The 21,255-nt window shown below is 69.2% G+C and carries 19 protein-coding genes; 12 read left to right on the top strand and 7 right to left on the bottom strand.

What is annotated here, in order from left to right; genetic code table 11:
* Window positions 1-588: 588 nt before the first annotated feature.
* The 3 genes from NA8_RS31270 to NA8_RS31265 all read left to right on the top strand — a co-directional run bounded on the left by NA8_RS31270 (window position 589) and on the right by NA8_RS31265 (window position 2,142).
* A complete protein-coding gene (locus tag NA8_RS31270) occupies window positions 589-792 on the top strand; it encodes a cold-shock protein (RefSeq protein WP_063053901.1) in 204 nt (67 codons plus the stop codon).
* 464 nt (window positions 793-1,256) lie between these two features.
* On the top strand, window positions 1,257-1,538 hold the full coding sequence (locus tag NA8_RS33310) for a hypothetical protein (protein ID WP_245664079.1): 282 nt from the start codon (window positions 1,257-1,259) through the stop codon (window positions 1,536-1,538).
* 136 nt (window positions 1,539-1,674) lie between these two features.
* On the top strand, window positions 1,675-2,142 hold the full coding sequence (locus NA8_RS31265) for a PaaI family thioesterase (RefSeq protein WP_063053900.1): 468 nt from the start codon (window positions 1,675-1,677) through the stop codon (window positions 2,140-2,142).
* Window positions 2,143-2,202: 60 nt separating this feature from the next.
* Here the strand turns inward: NA8_RS31265 and NA8_RS31260 are convergent, their stop codons facing one another.
* From NA8_RS31260 to NA8_RS31235, 6 genes are read right to left on the bottom strand one after another with little or no spacing between them, the layout of a single operon-like run.
* A complete protein-coding gene (locus NA8_RS31260) occupies window positions 2,203-3,045 on the bottom strand; it encodes an acyl-ACP desaturase (RefSeq protein WP_063053899.1) in 843 nt (280 codons plus the stop codon).
* A 16-nt stretch (window positions 3,046-3,061) separates the two neighbouring features.
* Entirely contained in the window at window positions 3,062-3,910 is an 849-nt protein-coding gene (locus NA8_RS31255; protein ID WP_063053898.1) for an SAM-dependent methyltransferase, read from the bottom strand.
* Window positions 3,907-4,173 (bottom strand): acyl carrier protein, encoded by a 267-nt coding sequence (locus NA8_RS31250; protein WP_063053897.1) that lies wholly within the window; start codon window positions 4,171-4,173, stop codon window positions 3,907-3,909. Before NA8_RS31250 ends, NA8_RS31255 begins: the two co-directional genes overlap by 4 nt.
* Window positions 4,170-4,736, bottom strand: a complete 567-nt coding sequence (locus NA8_RS31245) for a PaaI family thioesterase (RefSeq protein ID WP_063053896.1) — start codon at window positions 4,734-4,736, stop codon at window positions 4,170-4,172. Before NA8_RS31245 ends, NA8_RS31250 begins: the two co-directional genes overlap by 4 nt.
* Before the next feature lie 4 nt (window positions 4,737-4,740).
* On the bottom strand, window positions 4,741-5,529 hold the full coding sequence (locus tag NA8_RS31240; protein WP_063053895.1) for a ferritin-like domain-containing protein: 789 nt from the start codon (window positions 5,527-5,529) through the stop codon (window positions 4,741-4,743).
* 23 nt (window positions 5,530-5,552) lie between these two features.
* Entirely contained in the window at window positions 5,553-7,205 is a 1,653-nt protein-coding gene (locus tag NA8_RS31235) for an AMP-binding protein (RefSeq protein WP_063053894.1), read from the bottom strand.
* A 272-nt stretch (window positions 7,206-7,477) separates the two neighbouring features.
* Here NA8_RS31235 and NA8_RS31230 point away from each other — a divergent pair, with 272 nt between their 5' ends.
* The 4 genes from NA8_RS31230 (at window position 7,478) to NA8_RS31215 (ending at window position 12,670) form a co-directional block, all read left to right on the top strand.
* On the top strand, window positions 7,478-8,716 hold the full coding sequence (locus NA8_RS31230; RefSeq protein ID WP_063053893.1) for a cytochrome P450: 1,239 nt from the start codon (window positions 7,478-7,480) through the stop codon (window positions 8,714-8,716).
* Complete coding sequence (locus NA8_RS31225; protein WP_063053892.1) at window positions 8,713-9,936, top strand: cytochrome P450; 1,224 nt, start codon at window positions 8,713-8,715, stop codon at window positions 9,934-9,936. Before NA8_RS31230 ends, NA8_RS31225 begins: the two co-directional genes overlap by 4 nt.
* Window positions 9,933-11,339 carry an NAD(P)/FAD-dependent oxidoreductase gene (locus NA8_RS31220; protein WP_157107022.1) on the top strand — a complete coding sequence of 469 codons (1,407 nt, stop codon included), beginning with the start codon at window positions 9,933-9,935 and terminating at the stop codon, window positions 11,337-11,339. The genes NA8_RS31225 and NA8_RS31220 overlap by 4 nt, the downstream gene beginning before the upstream one ends.
* Window positions 11,340-11,401: 62 nt before the next feature.
* On the top strand, window positions 11,402-12,670 hold the full coding sequence (locus NA8_RS31215) for a cytochrome P450 (RefSeq protein WP_063053891.1): 1,269 nt from the start codon (window positions 11,402-11,404) through the stop codon (window positions 12,668-12,670).
* 110 nt (window positions 12,671-12,780) lie between these two features.
* Here the strand turns inward: NA8_RS31215 and NA8_RS35615 are convergent, their stop codons facing one another.
* Window positions 12,781-12,915, bottom strand: a complete 135-nt coding sequence (locus NA8_RS35615) for a hypothetical protein (RefSeq protein WP_281199197.1) — start codon at window positions 12,913-12,915, stop codon at window positions 12,781-12,783.
* A 321-nt stretch (window positions 12,916-13,236) separates the two neighbouring features.
* Between NA8_RS35615 and NA8_RS31210 the strand changes: the two genes are divergently transcribed.
* From NA8_RS31210 to NA8_RS31190, 5 genes are all read left to right on the top strand, one after another.
* Complete coding sequence (locus NA8_RS31210) at window positions 13,237-14,169, top strand: LysR family transcriptional regulator (RefSeq protein ID WP_063053890.1); 933 nt, start codon at window positions 13,237-13,239, stop codon at window positions 14,167-14,169.
* Window positions 14,170-14,266: 97 nt separating this feature from the next.
* Window positions 14,267-15,949 carry an AMP-dependent synthetase/ligase gene (locus NA8_RS31205; protein WP_218019533.1) on the top strand — a complete coding sequence of 561 codons (1,683 nt, stop codon included), beginning with the start codon at window positions 14,267-14,269 and terminating at the stop codon, window positions 15,947-15,949.
* 96 nt (window positions 15,950-16,045) lie between these two features.
* The gene (locus tag NA8_RS31200; RefSeq protein ID WP_245664078.1) at window positions 16,046-17,305 is read left to right on the top strand and encodes an NAD(P)/FAD-dependent oxidoreductase; all 1,260 of its coding nucleotides are present in this window, start codon (window positions 16,046-16,048) and stop codon (window positions 17,303-17,305) included.
* Window positions 17,302-17,907, top strand: a complete 606-nt coding sequence (locus NA8_RS31195; RefSeq protein ID WP_063053888.1) for an SGNH/GDSL hydrolase family protein — start codon at window positions 17,302-17,304, stop codon at window positions 17,905-17,907. Before NA8_RS31200 ends, NA8_RS31195 begins: the two co-directional genes overlap by 4 nt.
* A 28-nt stretch (window positions 17,908-17,935) precedes the next feature.
* The coding region (locus NA8_RS31190) for a type I polyketide synthase (protein WP_157107021.1) at window positions 17,936-21,255 on the top strand (3,320 nt) is incomplete at its 3' end.

Below are 21,255 nucleotides of genomic sequence, written 5' to 3'. Positions count from 1 at the left end.
CCGGAGGAGCGGGCGCGTCCGTGGGCGGAGCATCGGGAGTTGTATCACGCTGCGGCAGGATGAGTTCGCGGTTCATCGGTGCCGGCGGCCATGGCCTGCGCGTGTGGGGCACCTCGGATGGTTGAGGCCGAGCGCCGCTGGATGCGGTGACTCAGGGCACCGGCGCCGCGACTCAGTGTGCTGGCGCAGCGAGATCGCGAGCCGCTCGACGAATTCGCTGTCGCTGCCACGACAGTGCGGTGCAAGATCGATGCCGGCGCGCATGCTGATCAACGTGGATGCCCAGCACAACCGACAGCACTACCACGGACAGCACCCGTACCGGCAAGGTCGCTCTCGTCACCGGAGCCGGCCTCGTTCACGAACTGGTCGAAACGGTCGGCAACCGAGCCTGCCGCCGAGCTGACGAAGGCGATCGAGCAGCAGAATCCGGCGGCGGGTACCTGTCCGGCCTGCGGAGGTGTCGGGCCCGCGGTGCCGACGGGCGCGGCGTATTGCGGGTGCTGAAGGGCGGTGTGGCATGCTTGGTGGCGAGCACGGGCTGTTGAAGTGATTGCCCGGCTTACTACAGGAAGTAATAAAAAGTTCATGACGCAAGGCAGTGTGAAGTGGTTTAACGGCGAAAAGGGCTTCGGGTTCATCGCGCAAGACGGCGGCGGTCCGGACGTTTTCGTTCACTACTCCGAGATTTCCGGCTCCGGGTTCAAGTCCCTCGATGAGGGGCAGCGTGTCGAGTTCGAGGTCGGGCAGGGTCAGAAGGGCCCGCAGGCTCAGAGCGTCCGCGCCATCTAGGAGCTGACAGGCCGGAAACCCGTGCTACGGCGCGGGTTTCTTGCTTTTCCGGGCCGTGCTGGCGCCACGGCCGACTGGTGCGGCGAACACCGACCGGTCCGCTACGGGGAGGGCTGATCGGGTCGCGGCCGCAGTACTCGCCGCCGCGCCCGCCGTTGCGCAACCGTCCCTGCGCGGCGCACCCGATGCTCCGGTAGAAGTCCCCATTCCCGGTGGCTTTCGGGGTTTCCCCGAGATTCTGCGATTCACCCCACCCGCATCCCCGGTTCCCCAGATGCCGTTCGGTCGAGCGGTTCCCCACCGCGCATCGGCCGCTCGGACGGCGTAGTAACTCTCTCGCACGCGTTCATGTCGAGTCACCGACGTTCTGGGCATGGGCATCCCGCCCCGCTACAGAGTCGGTATCTCCCGCCTCGGCGGCCGGGCCGGGGAGATCCGCGGCCGCTTTCTCTTCGGGGATCAATGTGAGTGTTCAGGTGTTGAACGCGGTGGCGCGGACGTTGTCGTTGGATGCGGCGGAGAAGGCGCATTTGTATCGGTTGGCGGATGTGCCGACGGTGCCTTCAGTGGATTCCGGATCGGCGCTACCGGAGGAGTTGCAGGTCATCCTGGACCATCTGGAGCCGCTTCCGGGGGATGTGGCGGTGCTGGTGAGTCGGACGAAGTCGGTGCGGAATTTGGCGGTGGGGGAAGTTGCGGGAGTTGTTGGGAGGAGAATTCGGCTTCTACGCGCAGACGTGCCCTGATGACGACACTCGACGCCGCGGCGAGGAGGTGTCCCTATCAGCCGATCGAATGTCGATATGCAACCGGATGTGGCCGGGCGGCGTTCATCGGGCGCTGGTCGAATGACGAGGCAACGTTCGCCAGGGAGGAAAAACCATGACCGGCATCGACACCCACGCCAACGGGACCGCGGCGTCCCGTGTCACCGAACTGACCACGGTTTTCGAGCGGGGTCTTCGCGAGAAGCTAGGCGTCGGAGCGTCTTTGGGCATTCGATTGGAGACGGCGGGTGACGGGTACACCCGGTACTACCTCGACCCGAACCCGGCCACCATCAACGCGATGTTCACGGTGCACGGCGGGGTGCTGGCTACGTTGATGGACACTGCGATGGGCAGCGCCGTCTTCACGAAACTCGGCGACGGCGTGGCCTACACGACGCTGGAGTTGAAGGTGAACTTCATCCGGTCGGTGACACTGGACGGCTCCCGGCTGACCTGCGAGGCCAACGCCGTGCACGTCGGACGGCGCACCGCCACGGCGGAGGGGCGGATCACCGACGCGAGCGGCAAGCTGATCGCGCACGGTTCGACCACGATCCTGGTGTTGCAGCCCGAACACTGAACACAGTGACGGCCCGGGTCCCGGAACATGTTCGGGAACCGGGCCGTCCGGCATTCGTACTCAGGCCAGCGACCGGCACTCGTCGATGAAGCGCACCAATTCGTCGAGGCGATCGGTGCGCGCGTCCACCCCGCGGTCGATCACCTTGACCAGATGCTCGTAGGCTTCGGTGTGGTCGTAGGAGGCGACGTCGGCGATCTTCAGCGCCCACCGCCAGTAGCCGCGCATGGTGTCGGCCAGGGGCATGCGGAAGGTGGCGATCACCTCGCGGATCGGCTCGACAATCGCGTCGCCCTGCACCCGCAGGTAGCGGCCGACCACATCGGCCATGAAACTGAAATGCCGCGCCTCGTCGCGCGACAGCCGCGCCAGCACCGCCCCGAGCACCGGGTCGGTCACCACGTCGCGTAGGTGCTGGTAGTACATCTGTGTCGCCTTCTCCTGCACCAGCGCGTAGGCGAAGAACTGCACGGGGTGCTGATACGGCAGGTCGAACGGCTTCTGCCCTTCGATCGCCAGTTCCGTACGCAGCGCGCTGCGTTCGGCCATCCCGGACGCCTCCTGGTAGCGGGTCAGCGCGCGGGCGTGCGTGTCCTCCTCCAGCGCCCACCGAACAGTGAAGTGGTAGAGCTCGCGGTTGTGGACGAACGCCTTCCGGCCCACGGTGTCGTCCACCGGGAAGTAGCGGTGGTAGACGTCGAAGTAACCGGGCAGGTGGTCCTCGATCAGGGTGACGAACTGGACCGCGGACCGCTGGCCTTCGGTGAGCCGGCCCGCGTCGGCGCGGGACCAGTCGACCGCGGTCTCCACATCCCAGGCCCGGGTGGCGGGCGACGCCGCGAGGAACCCGTCGACGGCCGCGACCAATTCGTCGACGGGAATCAGCGCCGATTCGATGCTCATCTGTTGCTCCTGCGGCTCAGCGGGCGTTACGGCAGGTCAGCGCGTAATGCTTGGTGGTGTATCCCCAGCCGGCGTTAGCGATCTCCAAGTAGTGGCGCAGCTTCGCGGCCAACCCGGGTCCGTGCGCGTCGATGCGGTCGGCGGCGGCGTCGACGTTCGCGATCCAGTCGTCGATCGTGCGGCGGTAGTGCTCGGTGAGGTCGTCCACCGCGATGACGGAGAACCCCGCGTCCTCGGTCGCTCTCACCAGATCCGAGAGCGGACGCAGATCGCCCCAGCCGAAGATGTCCTCGCGCACGAACTCGGTGCCGGCCTTGGCGTCGAACGCGGTGCGCGCGGACGCGTTGCGGAAGCAGCTCTCCGACACATACAGCGTGCCGCCGCGCCGCAGCACCGCGCGGGCGCGGCGGAAGACCGCGCCGAGGTCGGGCATGTGCACGATCGAGCCGAGCAGCGTCACGGCGTCGAAACTGCGCGGTGGCAGCTCGAGCCGCTCGAAATGGCCGACTCGGGTGCTCACCCGGTCCGCCACACCGCGGACGCGCGCCTGTTCGGCGATGTACTCGTGCTGTCGCGGCGCTGGGCTGACACCCATTGTCTCGCAACTGAATTCCGTCGCCATGAACAGGGTCAGCGAACCCCAGCCGCAGCCCACGTCAAGCAGGCGCTCCCCGCCGGTCACCCCGAGCCGGTCGGCCACGAACCGTAGCTTGCGCCGCTGCGCCTGCTCGAGGGTGTCGGACTCGGAATCGTAAAGCGCCGAGCTGTATTTGCGCAGCGGGTCGAGGAACTGGCCGAAGACATCGGGGTCGAGGTCGTAGTGCTGGTTGGTGTCGGCGGTGACCGGCTGGTCGGTGACGGTCACGCCGCCGCCTCGCGCAGCGCCTTGCCGACCACCGTGACGACGTCGTTCAAGGTGGACAGGCCGAACACGTCCTGATCCTCGAGCTCGATGTCGTAGGTGCGCTCGATCTTGGCGACCATGCGCAGCACGCGCACCGAGTCGACGCCCGCCATGCCGCGCAGGTCCAGGTCGGGGCGCAGCTCCGCCTCCGGGATGCCGGTCTCCGCGGTGGCGATGTCGGTGACGGTGCGCAAGATGTCGTCGGCGGTGTGGGTGGTCGTCATGATCGGACTCCGTTCGGTGCGAGGGCGGTGCCGGTGGACAGGGCGTGAGAGAGTGCGGCGACCTCGTCGTCGCCGAGGGTGAGCTGATGGCGCACATCATCGAGCGCGAAGGGCTGGTAGGCCGCGGTGGAGCCGGCGCACAGGACGTCGTGGGCGTCGAGGATCTCCGCGGACGCCTTGATCGGGTGGTCCACCGCGGTGCCCGACAGCGTGGCGACACAGCGGTATTCGCGGCCGACCAGCAGCGGGGTGAGGAACCGGGTGCGCTGGGTGACGGTGAACGCCGGGTGGTGGCGGGCCAGGACGATGAGGTTGCCCATCACCTCGTCGCAGATCACGCCGATCAGACCCCCGTGCACGACCCCCGGGTAGGACTCGAATTCCCGCCCGAGCCGGAACCGGGCCTGCAGCCCGTCCGGATGCGGGGTGAAACGCAGGCGCAGACCGGTCGCGTTGTGCGGTGAGCAGCCGAAGCAGCGGTAATCCGGGATCACCGACCAGGGCACCCGGACGGTGTCGACCCCGCCGTGCGCGGTGTCGTCGAAGGCGCTGTCGCGGTCCATGGCGCTAGGCGATCGCGTCGGCCAGGGCCCGGCGAACCTTGGCATTGCTGGATAGGTCGAGTCCGGTCATGCTGCCGAAGGTGCGACGCACCTTGTCGTGCAGGACGTCCAGCTCGCCCTCGGCGGCCACCTGCTCGAGGAACAGCTCGAACCCGGTGTCGATGGTCTCGTGGTCGCCGAGCTCGCTGATTCCGGCCTTGAAGGTGCTGACCGGATGCTTGATCTTGGCCTCGGAGCTGTACACGTAGAGGGTCTCCAGCACCGAGGGCAGCTCTTCGGGACGCCGACGCAGCCGCTCGGTCGCGTAGTGGATGAACTCACGGGCGTGGCCGGCTTCGTCGCGACCGGCGTTGAGCAGCAATCCTTTCAGCACGGGCTCCTCGACCCAGCTCGCGACCGCACGGTAGATGTGGTTGACGGTGAGTTCGGAGATGATGTTGGTGGCCAGGGTCGCCGAAGGGGTGGTGCCCGGCGCGTACGGCTCGCGCATCGAGTCGACGGCCTTGTCGTCCACGCTCTCGCCGAGCGCGCCCAGCCAGGACCGGAACGCGTAGTGGTGCTGCACTTCCTGGTAGCCCCACACCACCGCGAACGTGGAGAAGTCGTAGTCGTCGACGAACTCGTTCAGGAATCCGTGCACCGCGGCGATGACGTTGGACTCGCCCATCGTCGCGCTCTTGGCCAGGATGATGTACTCCGGACGGACCAGAGCCTTGTCGACGGCGTCGACATCGAGGTCGGCCAGCTTCCAATGCAGGCGCTCGTAGTGGCGGAAGACGTCATAGCTGTGCACGAGGGACTCCAGTTCGGTCGGGATTACCGGCGATGTGCGATGAGATCGCGGGCGGCGAGCCGCTGGAGCTTGCCGCTGCTGGTACGGGGGATGCTGCGCGGCGCGACCAGGTGGACCTGGACCGCGGCCAGGCCGAGTTCGGCGGCGATCCGGGCGCGGATCGCCTCGGCCAGCGCGTCGGCGTCGGTTCCGGTGCGCTCGGACTCGGCGACCAGCGCGATGACGTCCGCGCCGTCCGGGTCGATCGCCGCGGTGCAGCGGCCCTTATACACCCCGTCGAGGTCCCTTACGGTCGCCTCGACGTCCTGGGCGTAGTAGTTCACGCCGCGCACGGTGATCATGTCCTTGCACCGGCCGGTGACGAAGAGTTCGCCGTCGCGCAGGTAACCGAGATCGCCGGTGCGCAGCCAGCCGTCGGCGAACATCCCGGCCACACGCGCCGGATCGGCGGTGAGATATCCGTCGGTGACCGCGTCACCGCGGATGAGGATCTCGCCGACCCTGCCGTCGGGCAGGTCGCGGTCGTCGCCCGCGACGACGCGCAACCGCATCCTCGGCACCGGCGAGCCCACTCCGGCGACCGGACGGGCGCCCGGCGCACCCGGGGGAACCTGTCGTGCGACGGCGTCCTCCGACAGCGCGGCGCGATCCACCCACTCGAAGACGGGTTCGCGGCCGAGCGGGGGAAAGGTGACCGCGAGGGTCGCCTCGGCCATGCCGTAGACGCCGAACATCGTCGCGGGGCGCAATCCCGCCGACGCGAAACGTTCGCAGAAGGCGACGACGACGTCGCGGGAGATCGGCTCCGATCCGTTGAACGCGATCCGCCAGCGGCTCAGGTCGTAGTCGCCCGCCTCGTCGGCGGCCACAGCGGCCAGCAGCGCCTCGTATCCGAAATTGGGCATCGCGGTGATGGTGGCTCCACTGGCGGCGAATTCGGCGAGCCAGCGAGCCGGGTCCTTGACGAACGCGATCGGTGACCACACGTGTGCGGGTATCCCGCGCAGAATCGCCGAGAGCGTGCCGAACAGGCCCATGTCGTGGAACAGCGGGAGCCAGAAGCCGCCCCGGTCATCCAGGCTCAACGCGATGCCGGTGCGGATCGAGGCCAGTCCACTGAGCACGTTGTGATGGGTCAAGCGAACGCCCTTCGGGGTCGCGGTGCTGCCGGAGGTGAACTGGATGACGGCCAGATCGTCGCGACCGAGGACGGGAAGGGCTTCCGCCGGGCCTTCCACTTCGAAAAGTGTTGCGGTGTTCACCAATTCGACGTCCAGAGTGGCGCCGAGCAGTGCGGCCTGATCGGCGTAGCGGTGCGACACCAGAACGGTGCGCATGCCCGCCGCCGCGATGATGGCGGCCAGTTTCCGCGGGTAGCCGCTCGCCGCCCGCGCGCCGGCGGGCAGCGGCAGCGGAGTGGCGGCCCCGCCCGCCGCGGTCACGCCGAACAGGCAGGTGAGGAACTCCGGAGCGTTCGGGCTCAGGATGCCCACCGGTTCGCCGCGCCGCACCCCGCGCCGGACCAGCGCCGTCGCCGCGATCAGCGACAGCCGGTGCAGTTCGGCGTAGTTCACCGTCTCCGACACCGACCAGAACGTGGCCTCCACCGTGGGATGCGCGGCGGCGATCTCGGCGAGGCGGCCGTGCAGTGTTCCGGCCGATTCCGCGGAATTCATGCCTGTCACGACAACAGCGAATTATGACGGCGCATTGAACTTGTTATGAATTGACGGCGGCGATAAACAAGGCCGATCAGTCGATCACTCTGTGCAATAAGGTATTTCGGCTATGGGCCGATAGGAACGGGCAATCACCGCCGCGCGGGGCCGATGCCGGACGCCACGATGGACGGGAAATTTCTTTTGCGTCCCGGAATTGTCCGCACCGATCCGGCGGATGGTATGGCCCCTTTTTCCGCGCCGCATCCATTTCTATCCAGGAGTCGCCGGTGAGTTCCGACCATTCCGCGGTCGATGAATCGACCCCGGTCCACCAGGCGGTCGTCGAAAGCGTCGCTCCGCATACGCGGCACAATCCTTATGGCAGTTACGGCGTGCTGCGGGAGGCGGGCCCGTTCGTGCCCGGCCCGCACGACACCCACCTGGTGACCCGCCACCGCGAGGCGCAGGCGATCCTGCAGGACCCGCGCTGGAGCCACGCGGAGGAACCGGATCTGCTGCACGGAGACAGCGATGTCGAACTGCCCGGATCGTTTCTCTGGATGGAACCACCGGAGCACACCCGCCTGCGCGGGTTGGTGAGCAAGGCGTTCACCGCACGCACCGTGGGCGGGCTGCGGGAGCGCGCCGAACAGCTGGTCGAGGACCTCATCGCGAAGATACTGGCCGAGCGCGACGTCGACGTGCTGGAGGCGCTGGCCTATCCGCTGCCGCTGACCATGGTGTGTGAGCTGCTCGGCGTGCCTGCCGAAGCCCACGAGCACGTGCGGGAGATCTCCGCGGGGATCGCGCGCGGACTCGACCCCGATGTCCTGCTGTCGAAGCAGGAACTCGACGCGCGTACCCAGGCCGTGCACGCCTTCCTCGAATTCTTCGGCGACCTCGTGGAACAGCGGCGCCGCGCCCCGCGCGCCGACTTGATCACCGCACTGGTGCAGGCCGGTGACGCGGGCGCCCGCCTGACCCGGAGCGAACTGCTCGGCACGCTGCTGATCCTCGTCGTCGCCGGGCACGAGACCACGGTCAACCTGATCGCCAACGGTGTGCTCGCACTCATCCGCAACCCGGAGCAGTTCGAACGACTGCGCAGCTTTCCGGAGCTGTCCGAACCCGCGGTGGACGAGGTGCTGCGCTACGACGCGCCGGTGCATCTGACCACGCGCACCGCCCATGACGAGATCACCGTCTCCGGGCGCACTTTCGCGCCGGGTGAGGCAGTGATCGTGCTGCTCGCGTCTGCCAATCGCGATCCGGCGGCCTTCCCTCGGGCCGCCGAGTTCGACATCGCGAGGTACGCGCGAGGGCGGAAGGCCGAGCGGCACTTGTCCTTCGGGCTCGGACTGCACTACTGCCTCGGCGCTCCGCTGGCCCGGCTGGAGATGCAGGTGGTGCTGCGGGCCATGGCCGATCGGGTCGCGTCGCTGTCGCTGCTGGAGGAACCGCCGTACCGGCCGAACGTGGTCGTGCGCGGCATGTCGCAATTGCGTGTCCGGATGGAGGCCCGATGAACACCGTTACGCCCGCCGAGGTGACGTTCGACGCTTTCGACGCGAGCGAGCGCGCCGACCCGTATCCGGCCTACCGGCGGGTGCGCGATGCGGCGGCACTGTTCCCGTACGCGCTCGGCGACGTGCCGGTCACGCTGGTAACCCGGTACGAGGAGTGCGCCGCGATCCTGACCGGCGCCGACTGGGGGCACGGCTACGCGGCGGGCATCAGCCCGTTCCGGGACACCACGGCGGCTATCCCCGGTTCTTTCGTCCGGATGGATCCGCCCGAGCACGGCCGCTACCGCAAGCTGGTCGCCAAGGCGTTCACGCCCAGGCTGATGGCCGAGATGGCCCCGGTGGCCGGTGCCGTCGTGCGGGAGATCGTGGACTCGGCGCTGACGCGGGGCGAACTCGACGTGCTCGACGGCTTGGCGGTGCCGCTGGCGGTGGCGATGGTGCCGGTGCGGCTGCTCGGCGCCGACCCGGCCGACGGCGCGAAGTTCCGGCAGTGGCAGCTGGCCATCGCGCGCGGCAGCGACCCCGATTCGCTGCTCGGCCCGGACGACGTGGCGGCCCGCGCGGCGGCGGCCATGGAGTGCATGGGCTACTTCGCCCGGCTGGTCCAGCAGAAGAAGCAGAACCCGACGCCGGACCTGCTGAGCGCGCTGGTGGCCGCGAGCGCGGACGGCGGCCAGTTGACCGAGCCGGAAGTGATCGGCATCGCCCTGCTCACCCTGGTGGCGGGCATGGAGACCTCGATCAACCTCATCGGCAACGGCATGCTCGCGCTGCTGCGCAACCCGGAACAGCTCGCCCTGCTGCGGGACAACCCCGCACTCATCGCGCCCGCGCTCGACGAAATGCTGCGCTACGACGCGCCCACCCAGTTCACCATCCGGGTCGCGCTGGCCGACACCGTGGTCGGCGAGCATCGGTTCCGCCGCGGCGACGGAGTCGTGGTACTCACGGCGTCGGCCAGCAGGGACGATCGGGTGTATCCGGACGCGGACCGCTTCGACGTCACCCGCTACGCCGGAAACCGCCCGGCCCGCAAGCATCTCGGCTTCAGCCTCGGCATCCACTATTGCGTCGGCGCCCCGCTGGCGCGGATCGAGGCCGAGGCCGCGATCGGCGCGCTGCTGGCGCGCGCTGCGGAACTCGCACCGGCGACCGACGCGATCGAATACCGGCCGAGCCTGATCCACCGCGGCATCGTGTCGCTGCCGGTGACGTTGTGAACGAGACACGGCACGCGGTCGTGCTCGGCGCGGGCGTCGCCGGGCTGCTGGCGGCGCGGGTTCTGGCGGATCGTTTCGCGCGGGTGACGGTGTTCGAGCGCGACGGCTTCGACGCCGAGGGCATGCGCAAAGGCGTGCCGCAGGCGCGCCACCTGCACGGCCTGCTGGATCGTGGCCGCACCATCATCGACGATCTGTTCCCCGGGTTCACCGGCGAGTTGACCGCCCGCGGCGCGACCCGGGCCGAGGCTCTGGTCGGAACCCGGTGGTACGTGGGCGGGCTGCGGGCCGCGCCGGCCGCCACCGGGCTCACCTCGCTGATCGCGACCCGACCACTGCTGGAATCGGTGTTGCGAGAACGTGTTTCGGCGATGTCCGGGGTGCGTCTGGTGGCGGGGACCGCGCGCGGCCTGATCGGTGACCGGCGCGGCGTGCGCGCGGTGTCGGTATCGGGTGATGCCGGTGTCGAGACGCACGCCACCGACCTGGTTATCGACGCGACCGGACGCGGCTCGCGCGCGTCGGTGTGGCTCACAGCGCTCGGCGCGGAGCCGCCCGAGGAACAGCGGCTGGAGGTGGATCTGGGGTACGCCTCGCTGTTCTACCGCCGCATCGAAGGCCAGCTCGACGGACAGGCGTCGGTGATCATCTCGACCGGGGCGAACGGCCGCGGTGGCGGCGCGGTCCGGGTGGAAGGCGACCGCTGGCACGTCACGCTCGCCGGGATCCTCGGCGACCATCCACCCACCGACCCGGATGGCTTCACCCGCTTCGCCGCCACGCTCGCCGCCCCGGACATCCTCGACCTGATCACCCGGTCCGAACCGCTCGGCGACGCGGTGGCGCACCGGTTCCGCGCTCCGGTGCGCAAGCGCTACCGGCGCCCTGCCGCGGCGCCGCCCGGATTCCTGCTGCTGGGCGACGCGCTGTGCAGCTTCAACCCGCTCTACGCGCAAGGTATGGCGGTCGCCGCCCAGCAGGCAGCCGCGCTGCGGGCGTGCCTGCGCGACGGCGGACCCACCCCGGACCTTCCTGCGCGGTTCTACGCGGCGGCCGACGATGCGCTCGACGTCGCCTGGCAGCTGTCGGCCGGGGCGGATCTCGCGCATCCGGGTGTGGCCGGTCCCCGGACGGTGCGTACGCGGCTGACCAATGCGTACGTCGCCCGGGTGCATCGCGCCGCGCACGTCGACCCGCGGGTGTCCCGGGCGTTCTTGCGTGTGGCGAACCTGGTCGACCCACCCGCCACACTGCTGCACCCGTCCATGGCGGGACGAGTCCTGCTGCGCGGCCGCCCTCGCGCCGGCGTGCCGGCCCTCCGTCTCACCAGCCCCGCAGCCCTTCCGGCGCCGGTTCCGTCACCGGCGCCGGACCCGGGTCCTCGCATCCATTCCGATCGCTGATCCACATCGACTACCGGCGGCGTAGACCAGATCGGTACGCCGTACAGGAGGGACCACTCGACATGGACTTGTCAACCGCGGGTACCGCTGTTGCGGGACAGGATTCCGCCATCCAGACCGCCCTGATCCAGCTCTTCGGGCCCGAAGGCAGGCCCGATCCCTACACCCCGGCGCGGGTGTTGCGTGAGGCGGGCAGACTGCACCAGACCCCCTTGGGCCATTACGTGCTCACCCGCTACGAGGACTGCGCCGCCGTGCTGTCGACCACCGCGTGGAGCCACGCGGAGGAGGCGGCGATGATGCATCCGACGGTGTCCCCGGAGGACGCGCCCGAAGAACTGCCCACCTCGTTCCTGTGGATGGAGCCGCCGGACCACACGCGTCTGCGCACCCTGGTGACCAAAGGGTTCACCCCGCGCATGGTGACCCGGCTGCGTCCGCGGATTCTGGAACTAACCGAGCAACTGGTCGACAACGCCCTGGAGGCAGGCGAATTCGACCTCGTCGAGATGATCGCCTACCCATTGCCACTGATCATCGCGTGCGAGCTGATCGGTGTGCCGCCGGAGGCCTACGACCAGGTCCACCAGTGGTCGCAGGATCTGGCGCGCGGCTTCGACCACGACTACACCCTGCCCGAGGAGGCGCTGAAGGCCCGCAGCGCGGCCTCGCGCGGGTTCATGGGCTACTTTCGGCAGCTGCTGAACGAGCGCCGCCGCGACCCGAAAGACGACCTGCTCAGTGCGCTGTCCCAGGTCGAGGATCGCGGTGACGTACTCACCGAGCAGGAGTTGCTGGCCACCTGCATCACGACCTTCGTGGCCGGGCACGAGACCACGGCCAACCTGATCGGCACCGGCATGCTGCAGCTGATGCGCAATCCCGAGGCGCTCGACACGCTGCGCGAGCGCCCCGAGCTGGTCGCGACGGCACCTGACGAACTCCTGCGCCTGGAACCGTCGGTGCAGATCACCACGCGTGCCGCGACCCGTCCGATCAGTCTGGCCGGACACGACTTCGAGCCGGGGGAAGGCGTGGTGGTGCTGATCAATTCGGCCAACCGCGACGACGCGGCCTACGCCGATGCCGATCGCGTCGACGTCGCCAGGTACGCCGATCCGATGAACCCCGCCAAGAAGCATCTCGGTTTCAGCCTCGGCATCCACTACTGCCTCGGTGCGCCGCTGGCGTTGCTGGAGATGGAGGTACTGCTGGCAGTGGTGCTGCGGAAGGTGCGCGACGTCGAATCGCGCTCGGACACACCGCCGTTCAGACCGAACGTCGTAATCCGCGGTCTGGCGTCGCTGCCCACCCGGTTCGCCCCCGCGTAAGCGGCGACGCGGCACGACTCCGGCCGATCCCGGCGCTGGCCGCAGTCGGTGTCGCTCCAAGATGTGCAATACCGCACCGACGGCGGCCGCCACACCGATCAGCAGCAGGGTCACGGTCGTGACCGGCTCGATTCCGCGGTGGGGAACTCCTGCACCTCGACGCCGTGGGCCGCTGCCAACGCGCGTGCCGACGGCACCTCCCACGGATCCAGTAACAAGGCCTGCGTCTGCGACGGCTCGCTCACCGAAATTTCCCCTGCGCGAAGACAATCGAGTCAGACCAACAGCGTGTCACAATTGGGCTGTCTCTGTCATGCCGTGGGGGGTCTGCGGGCGGAGCGGCCGGAGCAGGGAGTTCGCCGCGTCGCGGTCGTTCGGGTTGCCGTCCGGACGAGTTCGGAGGATCCTGGATGGCCACGAGCCTGCCTGGATAGCACGGCCCGTTCGACCTTCGGGTCCAGTTCACCCATCCGCCACGGTCTCGGTACTGTTCGGCCGATCCGGGTTCATCGTCGGTTACCTGATGGCGCTACCGTTTCCGGTACGCGGAAAAAGGAGCCGGCGGCATGGAGTTCCGACATCTGGTTTCATTCATCACGATTGCCGAAGAGCTGCATTTCGGCCGCGCAGCGCAGCGCTTGCATCTCACGCAGCCCAGTCTCAGTGCCCAGCTGCAGAAGCTGGAGAAATCACTCGGCGTGCAACTGGTCGCACGCAACTCGCACGAGGTCAAGCTGACCCCGGCGGGCCGGGAGTTCGAGAGTCAGGCCCGGCTCATCGTGTCGCAGATGGACCGCGCGGCCCAAGCCGCGAAGGCGACCGCCGAAGGGCGGGCGGGCACCCTCAACATCGGATACAACCTCCCGGCCAGCAGGCACGTGCTGCCGGAGGCGCTCACCCGGATGACCGAGCGGCATCCCGACATCGTGGTGTCGCTGTGGGAGAAGCGCACCGGCCCGCAGTTGGCCGCCCTCGGCGACGGATCACTCGACCTCGCCTTGGTCTACGGCCATCCGAGCACAACCGAGTTCCGGTACCGGCGGCTGCTGCACCGGGTGCCGCTGGTCGCCGTGGTCGGGCGCAGACATCGATGGGCCGATCGGCCCGGCGTTCCCTTCGCCGAACTCGAGGGCCAGGATTGCGTGCTGTTCGCCCGCGAACAGTGTCCGGCGATGTACGACTCGATCTTCCGCGCGGCCGCGGATTCCCGGATCTCCCTCGCGGTGGCGCAGACCGCCGACGACCCCGGTGCGACGGCGCACATGGTCTCGGTGCGCCCGCTGGTGGGATTCGCCTCGCTGCCGCGGGCGATCTCGATGGGCATGGGCGGGCAGGGGAGCGCTTCGGTGGCGGTGAAACTGTTCGATCCGGTGCCGACGCTCGATTTGTACGCGGTGTGGCGTGCGGACGAGGCTAATCCGGCGGTCCGTTTTTTCTTGGATTGCATCGATTCTCCGGAACCGGCGCAAATCGATATTACCCGCGCGGTGTCGGCCTGACCACGTCGATAGGCGATGACATTCGCGCGGTAGGAACTGCGTAATCGGCGGCGCGGTAATTCGGTGACGCCGCTGAGAATTCGACATTGTGAACACAGTGTCTGTCATCGCAGTATCGGTCGGCGAGAATGGTTTCGATCTGCCGGAGACGGCGAGTTTGTACTCGGTGATTTCGGGCGCGGCCGCCGAGCATCCGGACCGGCTTTCGCTGTGCGATGCCGACGGAACGCGGCTCACCAGCGCCGAGGTGGACCGCGCGGCTCGCGCCCTTGCCTCGGCGCTGGCCGCTCGCGGCATCGCGGCCGGCGATCGGGTCGTGGTGCTCGGCCGCACGAATCTGGCCTGGGTGCTGCTGGATTGCGCGCTGCTGGCCCTGGGTGCGGTGGTGGTGCCGGTCTACCCCACCTCGTCACCGAGCCAGATCGAGCACATCCTGAGTGACAGCGGCAGTGCGTATTTCGCCGCCGAGAGCAGCACGGACGCCGAGCGGCTGCGCGCGGCGGGCGTGGGGGAGGTTTGGACTTTCGAGCAGATCGCGGACTGGGCCTCGGGCGCGATCGATGAGGGGCTGGCCGCGCGCATGGCCGCGGTGCGGCCCGACGACCTGGCGATGATCGTGTACACCAGCGGCACCACGGGCGTGTCCAAGGGATGCATGATCACCCACCGGAACATGTTCGTGTCCTCGGCGAACACGGTGCGCCGCACCGGCGACATGTTCGACGGGACCACCGTGCTGGCCCTGCCGCTGTCGCACGTCTTCGGCCAGACCATCCTGTTCGCCTGCCTGTTCGGCGGCAGCCGCACCCACCTGCTGCCGGGCATTCCGGATCTGGTGCCGGTGCTGCCTGCCGTGCGGCCGACCTTCCTGGCGATGATTCCCTACGGCCTGGAGAAGATCCGCAAGTACTGCCGCACCCTGCTCACCGAGGCCGAGGAGCGGGAGGCGGTGCAGCGCGGTCTGGCACTGATGCGAGCCCAGGCCGCGCCGGAACCGTCGACGCACCCCGTGGCGGCCGCGCTCGGTGGTGAGCTGCGCTACGTCATCTCCGGCGGCGCCTCGCTCGATGACTCCACGGTCGGGTTCTACGCGGGATTCGGTGTCGGGCTGCTGAACTGCTACGGCCTCACCGAGGCCGCGACCGCCGTGACCGTCAACGCCCCCGAAGCCAACCGGCTCGGCACGGTCGGCAGGCCGATCCCCGGCACCTCGGTGGCCATCGCCGAGGAGGACGGCGAGGTGCTGGTCGGCGGACCGCACGTGTCGCCGGGCTACTGGGGCGCGGCGGCGAGCCAGTCACCGGTGGACGCGGAAGGCTGGCTGCACACCGGCGACCTGGGGGCCATCGACGAGGACGGATTCCTGCGGATCACCGGACGTAAGAAGGAGATCCTGGTGACCTCCGGCGGCAAGAACGTGGCGCCCGCGCCGCTGGAGGATCGGATCAGGTTGCATCCTCTGGTATCCAACTGCATGGTGCTCGGCGACGGCCGCGACTTCGTGGCCGCCCTGGTGACGCTGGATCAGGCGCAGGTGCAGCGGTGGCGCGCCGCCGAGCCGGACGGCGATCTCACCGCCGCCGTTCAATCCGCGGTCGACGACGCCAATTCTCTCGTCTCGCGGGCGGAATCGATTCGGGCATTCCGGATCGTGGACGGGGATTTCACCGTCGAGGACGGATTGTCGACTTCGTCACGGAAACTGCGCCGCGCCGCCATCGCCGACGTCTACGCGCCGGATATCGAACTGCTGTATTCCACGCCTCGGCCCGCACGATAGCCGCAACCGATCGGCCGATGAATCAGGGCCCGCCGCGGTGGTTGCGCGCCCGTTCCGGCCACAGACTCGAAATCGGAATTCGACTACCGGAAAGTGATGCGAAACATGTACGACGTCATCGTTGTCGGAACCCGGGTGGCGGGTTCGCCGCTGGCCATGCTGCTCGCCAGGAAGGGCTACCGGGTGCTCGCCGTGGACCGTGCGAGCTTCCCCAGCGACACCCCGTCGACCCACTACATCCACCAGGCCGGGCTCGGCTTCCTGAAGTCCTGGGGCCTGCTGGACGAGGTCGTCGCCACCGGCGTGCCGCCGATCCGGCACCTGAACTTCTCCTACACCGACATCGTCATCAAGGGCATGGCCGATCCGTCCGCCGACGGCATCGACGCCGTCTACTGCCCGCGCCGCACGGTGCTGGACAAGATCCTGGTCGAGGCAGCGGGCAACTCCGGTGCCGAGGTGATCCAGGGCTTCGCGGTCTCCGAGCTGGTCTTCGACGGTGACCGCGTGGTCGGCATCCGCGGCGCGATCGGCGAGGGCGCCGAGCAGGAGTTCCGTGCCAACTTGGTGGTCGGCGCCGATGGTTCGAATTCGCTGGTGGCCAAGGCGGTCGGCGCGCAGGAATACGAGGACTCGCCGGCGGCGTGCTTCATCTACTACTCGTACTACGAGGGCGTCGACTGGGGCATGCAGCATCGCACCGGATTCGGCGAGCAGCAGTTCGCGTCCTGGCCGACCAACGACGATCTCGCCTTGGTCGCGGTCATGCGCAAGCGGGACCGCTTCCGCGAATTCCGTGCCGACCCGGACGCAGGCGTGCGGGAGATCGTGGACCAGATCGACCCGGAGATCGGCGCTCGCCTGCGCGACACCGGCAAGCGGGTGGAGCAGTTCCGCCCGATGCTGTACCCGGACAACTACCGCCGCCAGTCCTTCGGTCCCGGCTGGGCGCTCGTCGGCGACGCCGCCTACCACAAGGACCCGTTCACCGGCTGGGGCATCACCGACGCGTTCAAGTACGCGCAGCTGCTCGCCGACCGAGTGGACGAAGGCTTGTCCGGTGCCCGCCCGATGGACGAGGCGCTGGCCGAGTACCAGCGCGAGCGCGACGCGCAGAGCGCCAGCACCTACGAACTGACTCTGAGCATCTCGGAGCTGTCGCTGACCCCATACTACGACTCGGTGTTCCGCGCGACCTCGCTGGACGCCGAGTACACCAAGCACTTCTTCGGACTGATCGCCGGAATCTACCCGCCGGACAAGTACTTCGGCGAAGAGCAGCTGGCCGCGCTGTACGAGAAGGTGAACTTCCCCGCGGCGGCCCGGCACGTCAGCAAGGATGGAGTGACCGCATGAACGCGCCCGTGCTGACCGCGCTGGGAGACAGTTTCGTCGAAGGCCGCGGCGACGTCGCGGCCGGTGGCGGTTACAGAGGGTGGGTGCCGCGCCTCGGCGGCCAACTGGGCCTGCGCCCCGCGGCGGTGCGCAACCTCGGCGAGCACGGCGCGACGACAGCGATTGTGCTGGAACGGCAACTGCACGTTGCTCTTTCCGGACGCTCCGGTCTGTTCGGCGTGGTGGTCGGGGTGAACGACCTGGTGAGCGACTTCGACGAGAACCGGTTCGCCCGCAACCTCGCCGAGCTGTTCGGCGCTCTGCGGGCGGGCGGCGCGACGGTGTTCACGGCCGACTATCCGGACATCCCGGCCCGGCTGCCCGTGCCGGACGGCTTCCGCGCGCTGCTGCGCGAGCGGTTCGCCTTCGCCAACGCGGTGCTCGCCGACGTCGTCGCCGATACCGGCACGCTGCTGCTGGACATCGCCGCCCAGCCCGAATGGGAGCGGCCGGAGATGTGGACCGCCGACGGTCTGCACCCCAGTTCTCTGGGCCACCATCGGTTCGCCGCGAGCGCCGCCGAACTCGTCGCCTCGCGCACGGCGACGACCGTGGCCGCCTGATCACCCACCCGGTTGGAGAGGAATTTCCGTGACAGACGACAGACGCCTGGCGCGCAACCCGATCGCCATTGTCGGGATGTCCGGGCTGCTGCCCAACGCCCACAACCACCGAGAGTACTGGCAGAACATCGTCGACGGCGTGGACTGCACCACCGAGGTCCCCGCATCGCGCTGGAGCCTGGACGACTACTTCGACGCGGACCCGGCGACGCCGGACAAGACCTACTCGCGCCGGGGCGCGTTCCTGCCCGACATCGAGTTCGATCCGTTGGAATTCGGGTTGCCGCCCAACCAGCTCGAAGTGACCAGCACGATGCAGACGCTCAGCCTGGGCGTCGCCCGTGACCTGCTGCGCGACGCCGGCGCGGTGGACTCCGACTGGTACGACGCGAGCCGCACCGGCGTCGTGCTCGGCACCACCGGTCCGGTGCCGCTCATGCATCCGCTGGCCGCGCGGCTGTCCACGCCGGTGCTGAAGGAGGCGGTGCGGTCGGTTGGCCTGTCCGATACCGACGCCGACGCCATCGCCGACCGATTCGTCGCGGCGTTCGCGCCGTGGGAGGCGAATTCGTTCCCGGGCCTGCTGGCCAACATCACCGCGGGCCGGGTGGCCAACCGGCTCGGTCTCGGCGGCATCAACTGCACCGTCGACGCCGCGTGCGCGGCCTCGCTGGCCGCCCTGCGCACCGCCATCGCCGAACTGCAGGACGGCCGGGCCGACATGATGATCACCGGTGGTGTGGACACCGAGAACACCATCTTCATCTACCTGTGCTTCAGCAAGGTCGGCGCGCTGTCGGCCAGCGGGCAGATCAGCCCCTTCTCCGCCGACGCCAACGGCACACTGCTCGGCGAGGGCATCACCATGCTCGCGCTGCGCAGGCTGGCGGACGCGCGGCGCGACGGCAACCGGATCTACGCCGTCATACGCGGTCTGGGTTCCTCCAGCGACGGGCGCGCCAAGAGCATCTACGCCCCGCGCGCGGGTGGTCAGCGCGTCGCGCTGGACCGGGCCTATGCCGACGCCGAGGTCTCGCCCGCCGACGTGGCGCTCATCGAAGCGCACGCCACCGGCACGCCCGTCGGCGACAAGACCGAGCTCACCGCGCTGAAAGAGCTGCTGTCCGAGGCGACCTCTGAGCGGGCCTTCGCCGCCCTCGGCAGTGTGAAGTCCCAGATCGGGCACACCAAGGGCGCCGCGGGTACCGCCAGCGTGATGAAACTGGCGCTCGCGCTGCACCAGAAGGTGCTGCCCGGCACCATCAACGTCTCCGCGCCCAACGCCGAGATCGCCGCTGCGGACGCGCCGTACTATGTGAACACGCGCACGCGGCCGTGGATCCGCGACCCGCAGCGCCCGGTGCGCCGCGCCGCGGCCTCGGCATTCGGCTTCGGCGGCACCAACTTCCACGTTGTTCTGGAGGAAGCCGACGCCGACCGCGCGGCGCACCCGGTGCTGCATCGCACCGCCCGCGCGCACCTGTGGCACGCGCCGGACGTGTCCGGGCTGATCGACGCGGTGCGCAGCGCCGCGCCCACCGACGGGGGCGACATCCCCGAGGGGCACGCGCGCATCGGATTCGTCTCGGTCGACGAGGAGAATGCCGCGCACCTGCGCTCGCTCGCGGTGGACGAACTGGTCCGCAACCCCGATGCCGCGGCCTGGGAGCATCCCGAGGGCGTGTACTTCCGCGCGGCCGCGTTGCCGGAGCGCAAGGTGGGCGCGTTGTTCGCCGGGCAGGGCAGTCAGTACGTCGACATGGGGCTGGACGCGGCGCTGAACAACCCGGCCGTGGGAGCGGCGTTCGACGCGGCCAACGAGGCGTTCGCGGGCGCGCCGGTGCGGTTGTCGTCGGTGGTCTTCCCGCCGCCCGCCTTCGACGACGACGTCGCGGCGGAGCAGGAAACTGCCTTGCGTCGAACGGAATTCGCTCAGCCCGCGATCGGCGCGCTGTCGGCGGGGCAGTTCACCGCCCTGTCGGACTGCGGCTTGCGCGCCGACGGGTATCTCGGGCACAGCTTCGGAGAGTTGACCGCGCTGTGGGCTTCCGGCGCGCTGGCCTCCGCGGATTTCTACGCGCTCGCCCGCGCCCGCGGTGTGGCTATGACACCGGAACCGGGTGTCGAGGCGGGGACGATGGTGGCGCTCGGCGCGTCCCGGGAGACCGCCGAGGAACTGCTCGACGGCGTCGCGGACGTCTGGATCTGCAATCACAACGCACCCGACCAGGTCGTCGTCGGTGGTGGCGCCGAGGGGATCGCCGCCGTCATCGCCCGCTGCGGCGAGCGTGGCGTGGCGACGCGCGCGCTTCCGGTGTCGGGGGCGTTCCACACGCCCTATGTCGCCCACGCCACCGCGGCATTCGCCGAGGCTGTCGCAGGGATGCACATCGGTGCGCCGGACGCTGCGGTCTTCGCCAACACCCCCGGCGCGAGCTACGGCGACGACGTGGCGGCCAACCGGGCCGTGCTGACCGAACAGCTCGGCAAGCCGGTCGAATTCGTGGCCGCGCTCACCGCGATGCGTGACGCGGGCTGCACGGTGTTCGTGGAGTTCGGGCCGAAACAGGTGCTGACCTCGCTGGTGCGGCGCACCCTCGGCGACGACGTGGTCGTCATCGCCACCGACTCCGGCCCCATCGGCAACAGCGATCTCGCGCTGACCCGCGCGGCGGTGCGCCTGGCCGTGCTCGGCTTCGGCCTGCACGGCATCAACCGCCACGCCGCGCCCGCGCCGCAGGCGGCGGTTCCCGGCCGCGCGATGACGGTGACGATGTCGGCGCCGGAGTACGTGCCCGACACCCGGCGCGACAGCTACGCCGCGGCGCTCGCCGCCGAATACCGGCTCAGCGTTCTCGCCGACGCCCCCTCTCCGGTCGACAGCGTGGTCGATCGCCGGCCCGCCGAGCAGCGAGCCGTGCCCATCGCTTCCACCGCAGCAACGGAGATTCCCGTGTACCCCACCCCGCAGCCCGTCGACGCCGGCTCGGCCGCGCTGGAGAGCGCGCTCGTACAGCACCTGCACACCCATCGCCAGTTCCTCGACGGCCAGCTGGACATGGCTCGCGGCCTGGCCGGCGCGCTCGGCGACGGCAGGCTCGACGCCACCACGGTCCGCGCCATCGAGGCGGTCAAGGAGCACGGCGTCGCGATCAGCCAGAGCCATGCGCGAGCCAGCGAGGTGCTCGCCCAAATGGTCGAGCTGGAAAGCGGCTTCGCTCCGGTCGCGCGGGCCTCGACCCAGGTCACCCGGCCGGCGCATACGCCGCGCGCGGCGATCGAGCCCCCGCCGGTGCGCCGCCCGCTGGCCACCGCCATGGTCGTGGACGATCACCGGGCCGCGCCCGC

This window comes from Nocardia arthritidis NBRC 100137 (assembly GCF_001612765.1).
GTDB classification, from domain to species: domain Bacteria; phylum Actinomycetota; class Actinomycetes; order Mycobacteriales; family Mycobacteriaceae; genus Nocardia; species Nocardia arthritidis.
The sequence above is the reverse complement of the archived record's forward strand: the minus strand, read 5'-3'. Positions and strand labels throughout refer to the sequence as shown.

Excerpts from the sequence above, each read along its gene's own strand:
- NA8_RS31235 (WP_063053894.1), bottom strand. The coding sequence starts at position 7,205 with ATGAATTCCGCGGAATCGGCCGGAACACTGCACGGCCGCCTCGCCGAG.
- NA8_RS31200 (WP_245664078.1), top strand. The coding sequence starts at position 16,046 with ATGCGAAACATGTACGACGTCATCGTTGTCGGAACCCGGGTGGCGGGT.
- NA8_RS31225 (WP_063053892.1), top strand. The coding sequence starts at position 8,713 with ATGAACACCGTTACGCCCGCCGAGGTGACGTTCGACGCTTTCGACGCG.
- NA8_RS31270 (WP_063053901.1), top strand. The coding sequence starts at position 589 with ATGACGCAAGGCAGTGTGAAGTGGTTTAACGGCGAAAAGGGCTTCGGG.
- NA8_RS31210 (WP_063053890.1), top strand. The coding sequence starts at position 13,237 with ATGGAGTTCCGACATCTGGTTTCATTCATCACGATTGCCGAAGAGCTG.
- NA8_RS31250 (WP_063053897.1), bottom strand. The coding sequence starts at position 4,173 with ATGACGACCACCCACACCGCCGACGACATCTTGCGCACCGTCACCGAC.
- NA8_RS31260 (WP_063053899.1), bottom strand. The coding sequence starts at position 3,045 with ATGAGCATCGAATCGGCGCTGATTCCCGTCGACGAATTGGTCGCGGCC.
- NA8_RS31195 (WP_063053888.1), top strand. The coding sequence starts at position 17,302 with ATGAACGCGCCCGTGCTGACCGCGCTGGGAGACAGTTTCGTCGAAGGC.
- NA8_RS31265 (WP_063053900.1), top strand. The coding sequence starts at position 1,675 with ATGACCGGCATCGACACCCACGCCAACGGGACCGCGGCGTCCCGTGTC.
- NA8_RS31215 (WP_063053891.1), top strand. The coding sequence starts at position 11,402 with ATGGACTTGTCAACCGCGGGTACCGCTGTTGCGGGACAGGATTCCGCC.
- NA8_RS31245 (WP_063053896.1), bottom strand. The coding sequence starts at position 4,736 with ATGGACCGCGACAGCGCCTTCGACGACACCGCGCACGGCGGGGTCGAC.